General features: G+C 46.6%; 14 protein-coding genes. 8 read left to right on the top strand and 6 right to left on the bottom strand.

Features of this window, described 5'->3' with window-relative positions; all coding sequences use genetic code 11:
- Nucleotides 1-41: 41 nt before the first annotated feature.
- The 3 genes from uvrB to NIASO_RS13650 form a co-directional block, all read right to left on the bottom strand.
- Nucleotides 42-2081: an excinuclease ABC subunit UvrB gene (gene uvrB / locus NIASO_RS13660; protein ID WP_008586707.1), complete on the bottom strand. Its 2040-nt coding sequence runs from the start codon at nt 2079-2081 to the stop codon at nt 42-44.
- Nucleotides 2082-2089: 8 nt separating this feature from the next.
- Nucleotides 2090-2515 carry a four helix bundle protein gene (locus NIASO_RS13655; protein WP_008586705.1) on the bottom strand — a complete coding sequence of 142 codons (426 nt, stop codon included), beginning with the start codon at nt 2513-2515 and terminating at the stop codon, nt 2090-2092.
- Nucleotides 2516-2579: 64 nt separating this feature from the next.
- The gene (locus tag NIASO_RS13650) at nt 2580-3041 is read right to left on the bottom strand and encodes a methylglyoxal synthase (protein ID WP_008586703.1); all 462 of its coding nucleotides are present in this window, start codon (nt 3039-3041) and stop codon (nt 2580-2582) included.
- A 115-nt stretch (nt 3042-3156) separates the two neighbouring features.
- On the opposite strand from NIASO_RS13650, the gene NIASO_RS13645 reads away from it, so the two are divergent.
- The 7 genes from NIASO_RS13645 (at nt 3157) to NIASO_RS13610 (ending at nt 12914) form a co-directional block, all read left to right on the top strand.
- The gene (locus NIASO_RS13645; protein ID WP_008586702.1) at nt 3157-4059 is read left to right on the top strand and encodes a hypothetical protein; all 903 of its coding nucleotides are present in this window, start codon (nt 3157-3159) and stop codon (nt 4057-4059) included.
- Nucleotides 4060-4206: 147 nt separating this feature from the next.
- Nucleotides 4207-6831, top strand: a complete 2625-nt coding sequence (alaS, locus tag NIASO_RS13640; RefSeq protein ID WP_008586700.1) for an alanine--tRNA ligase — start codon at nt 4207-4209, stop codon at nt 6829-6831.
- Between the two features lie 24 nt (nt 6832-6855).
- Nucleotides 6856-7734, top strand: a complete 879-nt coding sequence (locus NIASO_RS13635; RefSeq protein WP_008586698.1) for an ion transporter — start codon at nt 6856-6858, stop codon at nt 7732-7734.
- A 110-nt stretch (nt 7735-7844) separates the two neighbouring features.
- The gene (locus NIASO_RS13630) at nt 7845-8855 is read left to right on the top strand and encodes a PDZ domain-containing protein (RefSeq protein WP_008586695.1); all 1011 of its coding nucleotides are present in this window, start codon (nt 7845-7847) and stop codon (nt 8853-8855) included.
- 220 nt (nt 8856-9075) lie between these two features.
- A complete protein-coding gene (gene gatB, locus NIASO_RS13625) occupies nt 9076-10521 on the top strand; it encodes an Asp-tRNA(Asn)/Glu-tRNA(Gln) amidotransferase subunit GatB (protein WP_008586694.1) in 1446 nt (481 codons plus the stop codon).
- A 73-nt stretch (nt 10522-10594) separates the two neighbouring features.
- Nucleotides 10595-11770, top strand: a complete 1176-nt coding sequence (locus tag NIASO_RS13620; protein ID WP_008586692.1) for a TlpA disulfide reductase family protein — start codon at nt 10595-10597, stop codon at nt 11768-11770.
- Nucleotides 11771-12386: 616 nt separating this feature from the next.
- Complete coding sequence (locus tag NIASO_RS13610) at nt 12387-12914, top strand: YceI family protein (RefSeq protein ID WP_008586690.1); 528 nt, start codon at nt 12387-12389, stop codon at nt 12912-12914.
- A gap of 232 nt (nt 12915-13146) precedes the next feature.
- Here the strand turns inward: NIASO_RS13610 and NIASO_RS13605 are convergent, their stop codons facing one another.
- The 3 genes from NIASO_RS13605 to NIASO_RS13595 form a co-directional block, all read right to left on the bottom strand.
- A complete protein-coding gene (locus NIASO_RS13605) occupies nt 13147-14685 on the bottom strand; it encodes a S10 family peptidase (protein ID WP_008586688.1) in 1539 nt (512 codons plus the stop codon).
- 52 nt (nt 14686-14737) lie between these two features.
- Entirely contained in the window at nt 14738-15652 is a 915-nt protein-coding gene (locus NIASO_RS13600; protein ID WP_008586686.1) for a hypothetical protein, read from the bottom strand.
- Nucleotides 15653-15744: 92 nt separating this feature from the next.
- Complete coding sequence (locus NIASO_RS13595; protein ID WP_008586685.1) at nt 15745-16443, bottom strand: response regulator transcription factor; 699 nt, start codon at nt 16441-16443, stop codon at nt 15745-15747.
- A 131-nt stretch (nt 16444-16574) separates the two neighbouring features.
- Here NIASO_RS13595 and NIASO_RS13590 point away from each other — a divergent pair, with 131 nt between their 5' ends.
- Nucleotides 16575-18104, top strand: coding sequence for a helicase HerA-like domain-containing protein (locus NIASO_RS13590; RefSeq protein WP_008586682.1), 1530 nt, complete (start codon nt 16575-16577; stop codon nt 18102-18104).
- Nucleotides 18105-18264 lie beyond the last annotated feature (160 nt).

Below are 18264 nucleotides of genomic sequence, written 5' to 3'. Positions count from 1 at the left end.
TTTTGACTTTTCAATAAAAATAGCTGACGCGGCGGTATATCTTATCGTTTCATTTCCTCCAGTTCTTTCTGTAGCCTGAACATTTCATCCCGCAGGCGGGCGGCCTCCATAAAATCCAGGTCTTTTGCCGCTTTCTCCATTTCTTTTTTAATTTTTGTAACCGCTTTTTCCATTTGGGGAATGGTTTTATAGACGGCCGGGTCTTCAGCCGCCACCGTGATCATATCCTGGTCGAAGCTGATCGCATTTTTATCTTTTTCATCAAAGCCCCTAATATCCAGAACAGAGGTTTGCTGGAATACCTGTTCTTTGGATTTTTTAACGGTACGTGGGGTAATATTATGTTCCAGGTTATAGGCAATCTGTTTTTCCCGGCGGCGATCGGTTTCGTCAATAGTGCGCTGCATACTACCGGTCATGGTATCGGCGTAAAAGATCACTTTTCCATCTACATTCCTTGCAGCGCGACCTGCGGTTTGGGTTAATGATTTTTCATTCCGCAGGAAGCCTTCCTTATCAGCATCCAGGATAGCGACCAGACTTACTTCGGGCAGATCGAGTCCTTCCCGCAGCAGGTTCACGCCCACCAGTACATCGATCTCACCCAGGCGCAGTTGACGCAATATTTCCACACGTTCCAGTGTATCTACTTCACTGTGAATATATTTCGATTTAATGTTGATCCGATGCAGGTATTTGTCCATTTCTTCGGCCATGCGCTTCGTCAGAGTCGTTACCAAAACGCGATCGCCTTTTTTTACCGTTTTGTCAATTTCATCCAAAAGATCATCGATCTGGTTGATGCTGGGGCGGATCTCGATGGGCGGATCCAGCAGCCCGGTGGGGCGCACGACCTGCTCCACGATCACGCCGCCGGTTTTTTCCAGCTCATATTTATCCGGCGTAGCCGAAACAAAGATCAACTGGTTTTGCAGGTTCTCAAATTCGTGAAAATTGAGGGGCCGGTTATCCAGCGCTGAGGGCAGGCGGAACCCATAATCCACCAATATTAATTTGCGGCTGCGGTCGCCGCCATACATGCCACTTACCTGCGGCATGGTCTGGTGACTTTCATCAATGATGGTAATATAGTCTTTAGGAAAATAGTCCAGCAGGCAGAAAGGCCGGGTCCCGGGGTTGCGGCGGTCAAAAAAGCGGGAATAATTCTCGATGCCATTGCAATAGCCCAGTTCTTTGATCATTTCCACATCGTATTCCACCCGTTCTTTGATCCGCTGTCCTTCAATCAACCGCCCCTGTTGTTGGAAATAGCCCACCTGGGCCTGCATTTCATCCTGGATCTCAAAAAGTACCTGGTTGATCATGTCTTTAGGCGCTACATATAAATTGGCGGGGAAGATAGCCGCGTTTTCCATTTTGCCGATGCGTTTTCCCGTAGCTACGTCAATGCTTTCGATCTGCTCGATCTCATCGCCAAAAAAAGTAACGCGGTAGCCAAAATCCAGATAAGGCAGGTTGATATCTACCGTATCGCCTTTTACCCGGAAAGTACCGCGGTTGAATTCAATGGTGGTGCGGGTATATAATGAATTTACTAATGCATGCAGAAACCCCTGGCGGGAAAGGGTCTGGCCCTTATCAATACGAATGATCCCATTTTCATAATCCGTGGGGTTTCCCATACCATAGATACAGCTTACCGAGGCCACTACAATAATATCCCGGCGTCCGGAAAGCAGGCTGGTAGTGGCCCGCAGCCGCAGCTTATCCAGCTCTTCGTTGATGGCGAGGTCCTTTTCGATATACGTGTCGCTCACCGGCATGTAGGCCTCGGGCTGGTAATAGTCGTAGTAAGAAACAAAATATTCCACGGCGTTTTCCGGGAAGAACTGCCGGAACTCGCCATAGAGCTGGGCCACCAGCGTTTTATTGTGCGTAATGATAAGTGTAGGCCGCTGCACATTCTGGATCACATTGGCCATGGTATAGGTTTTCCCGCTGCCGGTAACGCCGAGTAAAGTCTGGTATTTTTCGCCGGCCAAAATACCTTCGGTCAGTTGCCGGATCGCTTCTGGCTGATCACCGGCGGGGGGAAAGGGCGTATGTAACTTAAAAGACATGAAGAAATTTATAGTTTTTTATTTATTGTTTGTTGTTGATTCCGATCTTTAAATCTGAGTCCGCGGGCTTCCGCTTTGTTAAGGTAGATAATAAATGCGGCTATTCCGGAACACAATTTTGTGTATCGTTCGCACAGATGATTAAACAATTCTTTTGAAATATAGTTCTGGTCCAGGGCTCGGTATAGTTGCGATTTTACCTCACCGCAGGAGCCTTTGGAAAATCCCGGGAAGTTTACAAATTCGAGTCTTGATGAACGTTCAAACCCTTCTGCGATATTATCCATTGCTGATCCGGCGGCGGCCCTGACCTGATCTCTGAACCGAAAATCAGAAGCGAAAGGCATTACTGATGTTGTTTTAAAAATTTCAAGAGACAATTTCCTTGCCTGTTGCCAAATATCTAATTCTTCAAATTTTAAAATGGTGCTCATAGGATTAACAATTAACGATAAACAACAAACCAAAAACAATAAACGACAAACCAGAAACTCAAAATTACAAGTTCGTTTCCGGCAATTTTCGTTTTAAATAGGTTGAATAGTCCGTTTGTACCGCATGGTATTCACTGGTCATAAAGGGAGAAGTAAAAAGAAAGTCCGCCGTTGCGGCATTGCAGGCTACGGGAAGGTTATAAGTGGCCGACAGGCGTAACAGGGCCTTTACATCGGGATCATGGGGCTGAGCCTCCATCGGGTCCCAGAAAAAAATGAGGATATCCAGCTTTTCTTCCGCGATCATGACGCCGATCTGCTGATCGCCGCCCAGCGGTCCGCTGAGTAATTTGTGAATGGATTGGCCCAATGTTTTTTCGAGGATCGTTCCGGTGGTTCCGGTGGCGTACAGCCGGTGTTGTAACAGTTTTTGCCGGTTGGCAATGGCCCATTGCAATAATTCCTCTTTTTTATGATCATGCGCCACCAGGGCAATTCTTTTATGGGGTGCTAATGTCCGCTCCATGCTGCTCTTACTTTTAATGCGTATAAAGATAAGCATTCACTGTTTCCTGTATTTTAATAAATCGCCCACCCGGCGTAGAGTTAAGCCTTATCTTTACGTCCTAAACCCAGATCTTATGAAAGTGCATAGTAACTACTTTATAGCCGCTGTTGTTTGCCTGGGGCTTGCTGCCTGCGGCGGTACAAATCCCCGTTATATCAGCAATCCTTCAATGTATAACGCGGCTTTTTTTCGCCAGAAGGGTGATCTGAAAGTGGGGGGCGCCTTTGTGGCTAACCCCAATAATCTTTTGACCAGTGTGCGCCTGGATACGGCTACCAAGGATGAGGCCAATAAAAATCTGGGGTTTGACGGGCAGATCGCCTACGCAGTTACGGATCATTTTCTGATCCAGGCCGGCGGCATGTACCGGTCGGAGAAAGATATTTTTAACAGCGATGATATTACCAGCAATAGCGGCAGTCAGATCAACTATAAACGTTCAATGTTTGATATAGGCGCCGGGTATTATACGGCCATGGGAGCTTCCCGCAAGGTCTTTTTTAATGGGGTGCTGAGCGCGGGCTTTGGTCATTCAACCTCTGCGGATATTGGAACGCCAAACGAGCGCCGCCGTTACTTCGATTTTAATTTTGTTAAATATCAACTGACGCCGTCGGTGAATTTCTTTTTTTCGGAAAATGCCCGTCTTTCTTTGGCGCCGCGTTTTTCGTTGCTGACGGCTAATAGCTTTAATACCAATTATACGGCTGCAGAACAGGAACAACTCAATTATAATACCATGGGCAGGGGGCGACTGCTTTTTGAGCCGGGTATGCTTTTTCAGGGAGGGACGCCCGGTTTGCCCTGGCTTAAATTTGAGGTAGGGGCTCATTTTTCCACGAACCCGCTGACGGCGGTATCCGAAAACAACAGCAGTACTGTGTTTTCTGATAGCGACCGGCGTTTGCGCTCCCGCAGGTTCCTGCTGTCGTTGGGGCTGTCCTTTTATCCATTTGAAGGAAGCCATCGGCAATAAGCGGCTGCAGCCTTCCGCCCATAAGAATTACAGGAGTTGAACTGAGCGTAGCAAGCAAAGCTTAATAGTAGTGCCACCGCTGGTTAAAAAACCCCGCCAAACAACTAAATTTGCAGCCCGTAAACTTTATTACGGACTATTATTTATATGATGACCAGTACCGAGATACGACAGGCTTTTTTGGATTTTTTTAAAAGCAAAGGACATGAAATTGTGCCTTCTGCCCCCATTGTGGTAAAAAATGACCCCACGCTGATGTTTACCAACGCGGGGATGAACCAGTTTAAGGATTATTTCCTGGGCAATAAACAAAGTCCGTACCCGCGTGTGGCAGATACCCAAAAATGCCTGCGCGTCAGCGGCAAGCATAACGACCTGGAGGAAGTAGGGGTGGATACCTACCACCATACCATGTTTGAAATGCTGGGGAACTGGAGTTTTGGCGACTATTTTAAAAAAGAAGCCATTGCCTGGAGCTGGGAGTTATTGACCGAGGTATTAAAGATCCCCAAAGACCGGCTGTATGTTTCGGTTTTTGAGGGCGATGAAAAAGAGGGATTGCCTTTTGATGAGGAAGCGGCGAATGAATGGAAAAAGTGGATCAGTGAAGACCGGATCATTAAAGGAAAAAAGAAGGATAACTTCTGGGAGATGGGCGATACAGGCCCCTGTGGCCCTTGTTCAGAGATACATGTGGATTGCCGGCCGGATGCAGAACGGGCGCAGGTGGAGGGCAAGACCCTGGTCAATGCCGATCATCCGCAGGTGATCGAGATCTGGAACAATGTATTTATGCAGTTCAACCGCCTGAAGGACGGCAGCCTGCAGCCCCTGCCCGCCAAACACGTAGATACGGGCATGGGGTTTGAACGCCTGGTGCGCGTGTTGCAAAACAAGACCTCCAATTATGATACAGATGTGTTTACAGGGACCATCAGTGCAATTGAAAAGATCACCGGTAAAAAATACGATTTCAGCGATAGCAAGGAAGCTATTGCTTTTAGAGTACTGGCCGATCATATCCGGGCTATTGCCTTTACGATAGCCGACGGGCAATTGCCTTCCAATACCGGTGCGGGCTATGTGATCCGCCGTATTTTGCGCCGCGCGGTGCGTTACTATTATTCTTACCTGGACTATAAACACCCTTTGCTCCATCAGTTGGTGCCGGTTATTGCAGAACAGTTTGCAACCGTATTTTCTGAATTAAAACAGCAGCAGGAGTTTGTGGTGAAGGTGATACGGGAAGAAGAAGACTCCTTTTTAAGAACATTGGAAAAAGGGCTGAAGCGTATTGATGATATCTTAAAAGCATCATCAGGAAATCAGATTGCGGGCAAAGACGCGTTTGAACTATACGATACTTATGGCTTCCCGATCGATCTGACCCGTTTGATCGCTTCAGAAAACAACACTTCGGTTGATGAAGCCGGTTTTGAGGCTGAAATGCAGCAACAGAAAAACCGCAGCCGTGCCGCCACTGCTATTGATACGGAGGACTGGCAACCGGTGCATGCCGAGCAACCTTCGAAATTTGTGGGGTATGAGGATCTGAATGTTCCTACACAGATCATCAAATACCGGAAAGTAAAAGCAAAAGGAAAAGAGCAATACCAACTGGTACTGGAAACCACGCCTTTCTACGCTGAAAGCGGCGGCCAGGTGGGCGATACAGGCACCCTCACCACAACACAGTCAGGTGAAAAAAATATAAAGGTCCTTGACACCAAAAAAGAGAACGATCTGATCATTCACCTGGTGGATCAGCTTCCCGAACCCATTGACGGGGGGTATAGCGCTGTGGTGGATTTTGAAAAAAGATTAAACACTACCTACAATCATACCGCTACGCATTTACTGCATGCCGCGCTGAAGCAGGTGCTGGGGCCGCATGTAAACCAGAAGGGATCGTTGGTGAGCCCGGAACTATTACGTTTTGATGTGTCGCATTTTGCAAAGATAACCGATGAGGAGCTCCGGAAGGTAGAGATGATCGTCAACCAGAAGATTCGTGAGAATATCCCGGTGGTTATTAAGGAAATGCCTAAAGAAGAAGCGTTGAAACTGGGCGCTATGGCGCTGTTTGGTGAAAAATACGGTGATACGGTACGCGTGGTTACCATCGATCCTAAGTTTTCCGTTGAGCTTTGCGGAGGTACGCATGTGCCGCAAACGGGAATGATCGGAATGTTTCTCATTACTTCGGAAGCCGCAGTAGCTGCCGGGGTGCGTCGTATTGAAGCGCTTACCGGCCCGGCGGCGTTCCGTTATCTCAGCGAACGCGTTAACGAATACAAACAGGTGGGAGAATTGCTGAAGAGCGCTAATCCTTTAAAAGCAATTGAAAAACTGATCAGCGACAAAACCACCCTGGAGAAAAAAGTGGAGCGATTGGAAGCAAAGGAACTGGTGGGCATCCGCAATGAGCTGTTGCAAAAAGACGAGACCATTAACCAGGTGAATTTCATCGGAGGTATAGTTGAAGTAAGCAATCCGGATGCACTAAAAAAATTATGTGCCGATCTGAAAAATCACTTGCGCGATTTTGTGATCGTTCTTGGTGCGAATATAGGTGGGAAAGCGGCAGTAGCGGTGACTATCGCTGATACGGTAGTTGCGGCAAAAGGACTGGATGCCGGCCAGATTATTAAACAGCAGGTGGCGCCGTTGATCAAAGGCGGCGGGGGCGGACAAAAAACATTGGCTACTGCCGGCGGCCAGGAAGCGGGTAACCTGAAGCAGGTAATTGAAGCGGTCAAAAAGCTGCTCTGATAGGATAATCGCTATATTTGGGACATGTCTTTATTCCGGCTCATCCCAGATAAAACCGACGTAGTACAGGATCAGAACAAACCTCTTGAAAAAGGAACCTTCAGGGAGTGGCTTTATATTACCATTTTCCAGGCCTCTACTACTGCCGGAAAAATATTTGATATAGGGTTGTTTATCCTCATTGTTTCCAATATTACATTGTTGATGCTGGAAAGCGTTCCTTCCGTTTCCCTTAAATATGCTGCTGTTTTTAAAACGCTGGATATTATCTTCCTTGTTCTGTTTTCGATAGAATACCTGTTGCGGCTCTATTGTGTGCGTTCCGCAAAAAGATATGCTGCCAGCTTTTACGGAATGATAGACCTGCTGGCCATTTTGCCCTCCTATATGGAGTTTTTCTATCCCCAATGGCATGTCTTTATGATCGTGCGCAGCTTCCGCCTGCTACGGATCTTCCGCATTTTTAAAATGGTCCGGTTCCTGGATGAAAGCCGTGTTTTGATGTTTGCGCTGGTGAAAAGTTTTCGAAAGATCATCGTATTCCTCTTTTTCGTATTGCTGCTGGCTATTTTTTTAGGCTCCCTGATGTATGTAGTGGAGTTTCAGCATAACCCCGGTTTTAACACCATTCCCCAAAGTATTTATTGGGCGGTCGTAACGATTACTACAGTGGGTTATGGCGATGTAGCCCCGGCTACCGCAGTAGGTAAAATCATTGCATCTTTTATTATGATCCTGGGTTACGCCATTATTGCGGTACCTACCGGTATTATGTCTGCCGCGGTAATACAGGAGGAGAAAAAAAGCCGGAAAAAACACTGCCCCCATTGTTTTGCTGCGGTATATGGGAAAGAAGCCGCATTTTGCAGCGCCTGCGGGCAAAAACTGGATCAATCATTTTAACATTTCCGAAATGTTTCGTATTTATCAAATAAGCTAACTTTGAAATACGAAATAAAACGTATTTCCGGAAGGACAACATCTCTTAAAACAATTTAAAATACAATACACGAATGAAATCTTATTATTTCCTTTTTGCGCTATTGCTGCCCGGTATAGGTTTTGCGCAAAACAATCATCAAAACAAAGAAGCGGAACAGATCATTATAACCAAAAAAGGAGCGGCCGATGGCAAAATGAATATTGTTGTCGACGGCGATAAAATTACAGTAAACGGTAAACCGGCGGGTGACGATGCCAGTGCTGATATTTCTGTAAAACGTAAGAAGATCAAGGACCTGGATATGTACAATGACGAAGGGCAATGGAACCGGGGCCGCTCCTTTAATAATAATTTTGGGGACAACTGGCAACAAATGCCGGCGCCAAATAAAGCGATGTTGGGGGTGGTTACCCGCAAAACAGAGGATGGTGTCGCCGTTGTAAATGTATCTGAAGCAAGCGCTGCGGCCAAAGCAGGATTAAAAGAAGGAGATATTATCACCAAAATAGATGGCAATACCATTAAAGCACCGGATGAGCTTTCTGCTGCAGTGAAGGATAAAAACCCGGGAGATAAAATTTCCATAACGTATACCCGCGACGGTAAATCGTTTACAACCAGCGCCATACTTACAAAATGGAAAGCGCCGCAAAACAATATGTATTTTGACCAGGGCAATGGCAATTCCTATTCCATGCCCCCAATGGACCTGAATGAGTTATTCCGCCAGTTGCCCAACCAGGGCCAGAATGGAAACCGGAGTTTCCGGTTTTACGGCAGTCCTGATTTTGAAACCGCGGATAACAGTCCAAAAATCGGCATTCGCATCCAGGACCTGGGCAAAGAAAACGGGGTAAAGATCCTGGATGTTGAAAAGGGCTCTGACGCCGATAAAGCCGGGTTAAGAAGCGGGGATGTTATTAAGGAAATTAACGGGCACCCGGTAACTACCACTGAAAATGCCGGCAGGGCGCTCCGGGAGGATCGTAAATCCTCTATTGAGTTTAAAATCAATAGAAATGGAAAAAATCAGACGATTGCCTTAAGCCGTTCTTCCAGAATAAAAACGGCTGATCTGTAGCAACCGGCAACTTTTTTAAATGCGGATCGTTATTAATAGAACATATACCAATATGTATTGATAGTTTTTAAGTTTTCGTGATTTAGGGTTAAGGCCGCTCTGATTGATATCAGGGCGGTTTTATTATGCCTGCTTGCGTATCTTCGCAAACCAGATGATGCCACTGTAAAGGGCTATTTGGGCTATGTAGCGCTACAAGCGGGTATGATAAAAGGTTTTTATGGATTTAAGTGAGAAATATGAAGTGGTAATTGGGTTGGAGGTACACGCCCAGTTGCGTACACAAAGCAAACTTTTTTGTGGCGACAGTATCGCTTTTGGCGCGGCGCCCAATACGCATGTGAGCCCCATAACACTGGCGCACCCTGGGAGTTTGCCCAAAATGAATGAAAAAGTAATTGAATATGCCGTAAAACTGGGCCTGGCCTGCAATTGCGACATAGAACAAAAAAACTATTTTGCCCGGAAAAACTATTTTTATCCGGACCTGCCCAAGGGTTACCAGATCTCCCAGCATACCACACCTATTTGCAAAAATGGATTTGTACCCATTAAAGTAAGCACTGGTGAAAAAAATGTACGGCTGAACCGGATCCATATGGAAGAAGATGCGGGAAAAAGTCTGCATGATGTGGATGAATGGAACACGGCGGTGGACTATAATCGCGCCGGCACCCCGTTGGTGGAAATTGTAACGGAACCCGACCTCAGCAGCAGCGAAGAAGCTTTTGCCTATGTGTCTGAATTGCGCAAGCTGGTCCGCTACCTGGAGGTGTGCGATGGAAACATGGAAGAAGGCAGCATGCGCTGCGATGCGAATATTTCCGTTCGCCTGAAAGGCGTGGAAAAACTGGGGACCAAGGTGGAAGTAAAAAACCTTAACTCCATACGCAACGTGAAACGTGCGATTGATTTTGAAGCCAACCGGCTGATGCAGTTGCTGGAAAAAGGCGAAACCATCCGCCAGCAAACGCGCAGTTTTGACGCGGGTAACGGTACTACTTTTGCGATTCGCGATAAGGAAGATGCAGAAGACTATAGGTACTTCCCTGATCCGGACCTGCCGCCATTTGATTTAAAAGACGAATTTATTGCGGCGGTCAGGGAATCTATTCCTGCCTTACCGGCGGCCCGTATTCAAAAATATACCGCGGAATACCAGTTGCCCGAATATGACGCACAGGTGCTCACCGAAGAAAAAGAAACGGCCGATTATTTTGAGGCGTTGGTGCAGCAAACCACCAATTATAAAGCCGCTGCCAACTGGATGTTGGGGCCTGTAAAAACCTGGCTGAATGAAAACAGCGCTGCTATCGCGGCATTCCCACTGAAGCCGGCACAGATTGCGGCATTGATCGACACGGTGGATTCCGGAAAAGTGAGTTTTTCTATTGCGTCTACAAAGCTGTTCCATTTATTGCTGCAGGAACCCGGTGAAACACCCATCGTCCTGGCGGAAAAAAATAACCTCATCCAGCAATCCAATGCCGCCGATCTGGAACCGGTGATTGATGCCGTTTTGGAAAAACTATCTGGCAAAGTAGCTGAATACAAAAAGGGGAAAAAAGGCTTGCTGGCGCTTTTTGTGGGCGAGGTGATGAAGCAGACGAAGGGTAAAGCAGACCCCAAAAAAACGAACGAACTATTGTTGAAAAAGTTACAATAAAGACGTAAGACCTGGAAGGTTTCCGCCGCGGCGGACAAGTTCAAAACCTCACAGGTCTGCATAATTTTATAAAATGAAGCATTTATTTTGGATCGTAATAACCGCTGCAGCTGTAGCGGCCGGATGTAAGGAAGCGCACAAGAAAAGTTTTACTGTAGACGGAACCGTTGTCAACAGTCCCGAGAAAAAAATGTACCTGGAGGAAGTGCCTGTGGGGTCGATGCAGCCGGTAATTGTAGATTCGGCGCAGATCGAGAATGGAAAATTCTCTTTAAAAACAGACGCAAGAGAGGAAGGTATTTACAACCTGCGCCTGGGTCAGTTGGATTTTCCGGTGGCATCCGTTATTAACGACGCGCCGGAAGTAACGGTAAACATAACCATGAGCAAATTGAATCCTTCCCTGCCGCAGGAATATGAAGTGAAGAACTCAGCGGCCAGTCAGTTGATGAAGGATTTTATCCTTACCTTCCAAAACAAATTAGTACCGGTTATCAATGCCACGCATACAATCGACAGCCTCAGTCACCTGCCTAAAATAGCTGACAGTGTTATCGTAAAAGTGAAGCAGGGCAGGGAGCAAAAGGGCGCTGATCTTCGATCCTATGCTCTGGAGGAGATCAAAAAAGCTTCCAACCCGGCTTTGTCCATTTTCCAATTGGGATTTTATCAATCTACTGCCAATAACCCGGAACTGGGATTGAAGCCATTGGACGACGACCAGGTATTTGCTTTGATCGACGCGGTTACCCAAAAATTTCCCAATCACGTTGCTGTGGCGGGGTTAAAATTAAATTTGCAGCAGGCGCGCGAGGCCGAGAAAAAGAAGTCGCTGGTAGGCAAACAGGCGCCTGATTTTACGCTGCCGGACCCCACCGGGAAACCGATCTCTTTAAGCTCCTTCAGAGGTAAATATGTGCTGGTTGATTTCTGGGCCAGTTGGTGCCGTCCCTGCCGGGCGGAAAACCCCAATGTAGTGGCGGCCTTTAATCAGTTTAAGAATAAAGGATTTACGGTGTTTGGCGTTTCGTTGGATAAAGACGCTTATGAATGGAAGAACGCCATCCAGAATGATAAGCTGACCTGGCCGCATGTGAGTGACCTGAAGCAATGGGAATCTGCTGTGGTGCCACTTTACGGGATCGGCGGCATCCCCTTTAATGTTTTAATAGACCCTCAAGGGAAAGTGATTGCGGAAGGGTTGCGTGGCCCCGATCTTCAGAGCAAGCTGGCCAGCCTTTTACCCTGATCCTGTTCTATCGAAATTTAAAAATGTGCGTTTTGTGGAGTGCATTCCGTAAAACGCAGCTTTTTTATGGGGGCAATGCATAGATAATGAACCGGGATCGATTAAAAGCCACTGCATTTTTTGCCACAGAAGCACAGAATCACTGAAAAATTTCACAAACCGCCCGCCATCGGCCATGCGCGTCAAGATAAGGAACACGATTCAGGCACTGTAAGCGCCGCGTGTTTATAGTATTCATGATCCTCTACGCAACGTATCGGCTCTCCCGCCTCAGCGGGACCGCGTAAACATGGGGCGTCCTATGGAGCCCAAACAAATACCATTGCGATTGTTATAAACACAACGCTCCTAACAGAGCGGAAATGGCTCAAATACTGGTGTAGTTGCCGTTCTGGCAGATTGAATGTCGTGCTTAGCTTGACGCGCATGGACATCGGCGGAATCCGTATATAACTTATCGCCTTCACGCTTTACCGGCCCAAAATATATTTTAACAACTCCCCCCTATCAACCGAAACCTTTACAAAACCTTAACCTGCAATCTTAACATAGATTATTTTGTTGACCGCAACGGGCTATTAACTTTGTGTCTTCAAATCACAAAAAAATAAAAACTATGGCAACATGGACAATTGATCCGATGCATTCGGAAATAGGGTTTAAAGTAAGGCACCTGGTAATCTCAAACGTATCAGGAAAGTTTACCGAGTTTGAAGGGACTGTAACAGCAGACAAAGACGATTTCAGCGATGCAAAAGCATCTTTCAGTGCAGATATCAACAGCATTTCAACCGGACCTGCACAGCGCGACGAGCACCTGAAAAGTGCGGATTTTTTTGATGCGACTAATCACCCTAAACTGACATTTGAATCTACCAGCATTACTCCTAAAGGCGGAGATGAGTTTGATATGACAGGAAACCTTACTATTCGTGGCGTAAGCAAGCCGGTTACCCTGAATGTTGAACTGGGCGGTATCGGACCAAATGCTTACGGACAAACGGTTGCCGGTTTTGAAATCAATGGTAAAATAAACCGTAAAGATTTTGGATTAAACTGGAGCGCGGTTACCGAAGCCGGCGGCATTGTAGTAGGTGATGATATAAAACTGCATATCAGCGCCGAACTGGTTAAGCAAGCCTAAGCCCCGGAGGGGAATGTAGAATAAAGAATTTTGAATATTAAATGTAGAAGTGGACGTCCTTCGGGTTTGTTGGGGACGTTCTGCTTCTACTTTTTTTTGACGGTTGCCTTTTTATGTTTCGTATCCTTCGGGAATGTGGAATAAGGAATAAGGAACGCAAAATGTAAAAGTCGATTGCTTTTTAGGAATGAAAATTTCTAAGTTATAGAGAATCCCTTTCTCATTCTGCATTTCAATACTTCGCTGCTTTGGCAGGAATCGCACTTTTAATAAACTCCCTGAGTTGATCCGTGCTTGATTTCAGATCATCCTTTCTTAGGTACATCATATGCCCGCTACGGTATCCGGCCCATTTGATGCGGTCTTTCAGCCGGCCGGATGGGTCCATTTGCCACAGCGTATATTTCGCATTAAAATAATCGCAGGCCCCATCATAATAACCCGATTGTACCAGCAAATGGAGGTAGGGATTGATGGCCAGCGCGCTCCTCAGGTTTTCCCCGGTTTGATCATTCGAATTATCCCAGGGCCAAACGGAGCCGAACATATAATAGGGATAGTCGGTTTTATAATTCAATTCATTCCGCAGATACATATTGATCGGTGGAGTAAAGGCATGCAGCCAGGACGTAAGCTCCGCATTAAAATCGGGCCGCTCACCCGCCTCCCGTTTATCAATGCCTTTGTAACGGGAATCCAGCCGGCCGATGGTATACCCATCACTGCGCAGCAGTTCCTTCCAGAACAAATTTGTTGATACATCCAGGTTGTTTTGCAGAATAAGTTGCTCCGGCAAACCAGAGTAGGCCGCCATTTGTTTGGCAATGGTCCTTTTAGCGGCATCATCCAACAATCCGCCTTTGTTGATAGCAGGCAGCAGTTGGTTCATGGTAAACTGTTCCACTTCCGGGAGGAATGCCTCCAGGTCTTTTTGCTGGTATTCGGCAGCCAGTTTTTTATGGTACCAGGCAGTAGCCGCAAAATACGGTAACCGCAAAGCCGCTCCCGTAGCGCTTCCGCGGTCGATGCCCAATGTAGTGGGCGACACCAGCACGACGCCGTTCAGGTACATCCAATGGGATTGTTGCAATTCCATTGCAAGCCCGGAAACACGCGTGGTTCCGTAGCTTTCGCCGATCAGGTATTTGGGCGAGCCCCAGCGGTTATAGCGGGAAACAAACGTATTGATCCAATCTGCCAGGTATTTAATATCGGCATTCACTCCAAAAAATTTGGTTTTAGGAACATCTTTTCCGACGATCCTTGAATAACCGGTATTCACCGGGTCTACATATACAATATCTGCCACATCCAGTATGGAATTCGGATTTTCTTTGTAGCCATAGGGCTGAACAGGGTATCCTTCATCATCAATATTCAGCAATACCGGCCCCGTGTAGCCGATGTGCATCCACACAGAGGCCGTGCCCGGTCCGCCGTTAAAAGAAATGACCAGCGGGCGATTGGCCTTATTTACATCGGTACGTTCATAGTAGGTATAAAATAGCCCTGCGATCGTTTTACCCTCCTCATCCCAAACAGGCAAGGTACCAGCAATGGCTTTATACGCCACCTTTTGCCCTCTGATGGTAACGGTATGGTTCGTAGTCACTGCCGCATCGGGGTTAAAGTTCAGGTCGGCGGAGCCATTCTTTTTTTCCTCGGCAGGTTTTTCCTGTTTGGCCGGTTCTGTTTTGGGTTTGGCAGGTTGCGCGTGAATAGTTGTAACAGAGAAAAAAGCAACGCAACCGCAAAGTAAAGTCCTGATCATATATTGGTTTTATAGTGATTCAAACCTAATGCTTTTTGGGAAAGTGCGGCTATTATTTATATAAACGGTTCAGAAAATAATAGAGCCCCTGGAAATGATCGATATGGTCCGGGGCAGAATTGCCGGCAAATCCCAATATTTTCAGGTGCCCTTTTTGGGCTTCGCTGAGTTGCTGCATGCCGCCGGGCCCCCATTTTAAAACAGGAGTAGCTTTTAGCTGAAGCTGATCCAATAAATAGGTCGCGGTTTCCGTAGTGCTGGCAAATGTTCCCGGAAAAATTTCAGAATGCGTAAATAAAAACCGCTTGCCGGTAGACAGGTCTGCGGCCTGTTTGGCAAAGTTTAGAAAGATTGTAAGGTTTGTGGAATCTATTAAGCCGCCATCGGCCAACACTTTTCGCTCGGGGATATAGCTGGTATGCAATCCGTCCAGGAGTAATACCCCGTTCACCTCTTTGTAATATTCCGGGAAAGAAATAATGCTGCGGATGGCGCCATAGCCGGCGCTGAAGCCGCTTAAGATGAGCCGCCCTCTTTGGAGCGGTTTATGCAATTGCTGCTCCGCCTGCTGCCATACGGCTGTTTCCAGTTTTTTAAAAATGGAATCTTGTAGAAAGGCTGCGGAATACACCCCCGATCCGGAACCCAGGTTTACGGTGGCTGTAATAAGAGTGCCTTTGTATTTTTCGGCAGCATAAGCAACCAGGCTATTGCTTCCATGAAAATGGATCAGTAAATCGGCTTTGCCGGTGCGCTTTAGTTTATTGGGCAGGTACACCAATACGGGTTTGGATAAAATGCCGTCTACCATTAATACTGCACCTTTGGGTACATCAGAAATACGCTCATGTCTGCGTACCGTTTCCTTCATGGGGGAAGGGTATTGAGCCAGGGGCGTATTGGTTTGGGCGATACCGTTGGTAGCGGCTGCCAGCAAAAAAGCGATGAATAGTGAACGTATTCTCATAAAGCTGTTTATTTTAATGATTACTGTTCTGCAAAACAAAGAACCCGCTCGTGTAAAAAGGAGCGGGCTCTTTGTTTTATGTCCGAATATGATTAATCCTGCACCACCAGCCGGAAACCGTTACCATGAATGTTCACGATCTCGATCTTTTCGTCATCTTTCAGATACTTGCGCAATTTGGCAATATACACGTCCATACTCCGGCCGTTAAAATAAGTATCGCTGCCCCAAATTTTCTTTAATGCCTGCTCCCGGGGGAGTAAGTCGTTCAGATGCTCCGCCAGCATTTTCAGCAATTCATTTTCTTTTGGCGAAAGGGTTTGCGTATTACCACTGTGGATCAGTTGCCGCAGCTTGGGATTAAAATGGTAGCTGGACAGGTTGTATTCTTTATTCTCTGTTTCTTTATTCAGCTCTTCATTGCGTTTCAGGATCGCTTTAATTTTCAAAAGCAATACTTCGCTATCAAAAGGCTTGGTGATATAATCATCGGCACCCAGTTTATAGCCCTGGATAATATCTTCCTTCATGGTTTTAGCGCTCAGGAAGAACAGGGGAATATCCGGATCCACGTTACGCACTTCTTCAGCCAGGGTAAATCCATCCATATGCGGCATCATAACATCCAGCAGGCACAGATCAAATTTTTCGCGCTGAAAAGCCGCCAGCCCCAAACGGCCGTCCCGCTCAAGGGTAACATCATAATCGTTCAGCTCCAGGTAATTCTTCAGCACATTGCCAAGGTTCGGATCATCTTCGCACAATAATATTCTTGGTTTTTTTGTTTCCATGTTGCGGTATTTAAGTTATTAGATGGCAAATAAAGTTAATGCTTTTTATTCCATTGACAAATGGAAATGAATATTTTGTTAAAGTATGGTATTATTTTTCTTAAGCCTTATCTTAGTTAAAATTTTCCAAAATGGCAGATACAAATGACTTCCTTAAAGCAGTGCAGGATGGGTATAGCTTTAAAGGAGAAAGCTATAAAATAGGGCGCGCAATGCTGGACGGCAAAGTGGTTGCAGATGCCGATATCCTTATCCCTTTTAAAACATTGAACCGCCACGGGCTGATTGCCGGCGCTACCGGTACCGGCAAAACCAAAACCCTGCAGGTGCTGGCGGAAGGTTTGAGCGACGCCAGTATTCCGGTAGTATTGATGGATATTAAAGGGGATATGAGCGGTATTGGTGCCGCCGGGACCGAAAACGATAAAATAAAAGAACGCAGCCAATTGCTGGGCATCGATTTTAAGCCTGGGGCCTACCCGGTAGAGTTTCTTACCATAAGCAAAGAAAAAGGAACGCGACTGCGCGCCACGGTGAGTGAGTTTGGCCCGGTATTGCTCTCAAAAATTCTTGACCTGAATGATACCCAGGGCGGGTTTGTGGCGATGATCTTTAAATATTGTGATGATAACAAACTGCCCTTACTGGACCTGAAAGATTTTATAAAAATACTACAGTATGTCAGTGATGAGGGCAAAGCCGAATTAGAAAAAACATATGGGAAAATTTCAACTACTTCTACCGGAACCATTCTACGTAAAGTAATTGAGCTGCAACAACAGGGAGCCGACCTCTTTTTTGGCGAACGGAGCTTCGATGTGGAAGACCTGATGCGTATCAGCGATGACGGCCGGGGTATGGTTTCCATCGTGCGGGTTACGGACTTGCAGGACCGGCCCAAATTATTTTCAACGTTCATGCTGCAACTGCTGGCAGAATTATACGCATCGCTGCCCGAAGCGGGCGACCTCGACAAACCAAAGCTGGTATTGTTTATTGACGAGGCCCATCTTATTTTTAATGAGGCCAGCAGTGCTTTGCTGAATCAACTGGAAACTATTGTAAAATTGATCCGTTCCAAAGGGGTGGGCGTGTTTTTCTGTACGCAGAACCCAATGGATGTACCGGCTTCCATATTAGCCCAGTTGGGTTTGAAGATACAGCACGCTTTAAGAGCCTTTACGGCAGCGGATCGCAAGGCTATTAAGGAAACGGCAGACAACTATCCCATCAGTCCTTTTTACCAAACAGATGAGCTGCTCACCCAGGTGGGGATCGGCGAAGCGCTGATAACGATGCTGAATGAAAAGGGTATTCCTACGCCCCTGGTACATTGTATGCTGCGGGCGCCGCAAAGCCGGATGGATATCCTGACTGATGCGGAGATCGACGCGATTGTAGCAAAATCTAAAATTGCGGTTCATTATAACGAAGTCATCGATAATGAAAGCGCCTATGAGATCTTAACGAAAAAACTCAGCGATGCCGCCGAAAAAGCGCAGGAAGCACCGCAGCCAGGGCGTGCCACCGCCTCTCAAGAGAAAAGTATTTTGGATAACCCAATTGTAAAAAGTATGGCGCGCACGGCCGGAAATACCATTGTGCGTTCCCTTTTGGGCGCGATTGGCCTGGGCGGAAGAAAAAAATCAAGCTGGTTTTAAAAAAGACAAATCACAATGTGTCGTCATTTCGAGTTATTTATTTGTGCTGCCAAAACAATGAGACAATGACGCATTAAGGCAGCGTCATTTCGATGAGCCCGACGCAGCCCGTCCGGACGACCAGTCGGATGGTGAGGATGAAAAGAAATCGTATCATTAA

Source organism: Niabella soli DSM 19437 (assembly GCF_000243115.2).
Taxonomy (GTDB): domain Bacteria; phylum Bacteroidota; class Bacteroidia; order Chitinophagales; family Chitinophagaceae; genus Niabella; species Niabella soli.
This window is presented reverse-complemented; position numbering and strand designations above follow the sequence as displayed.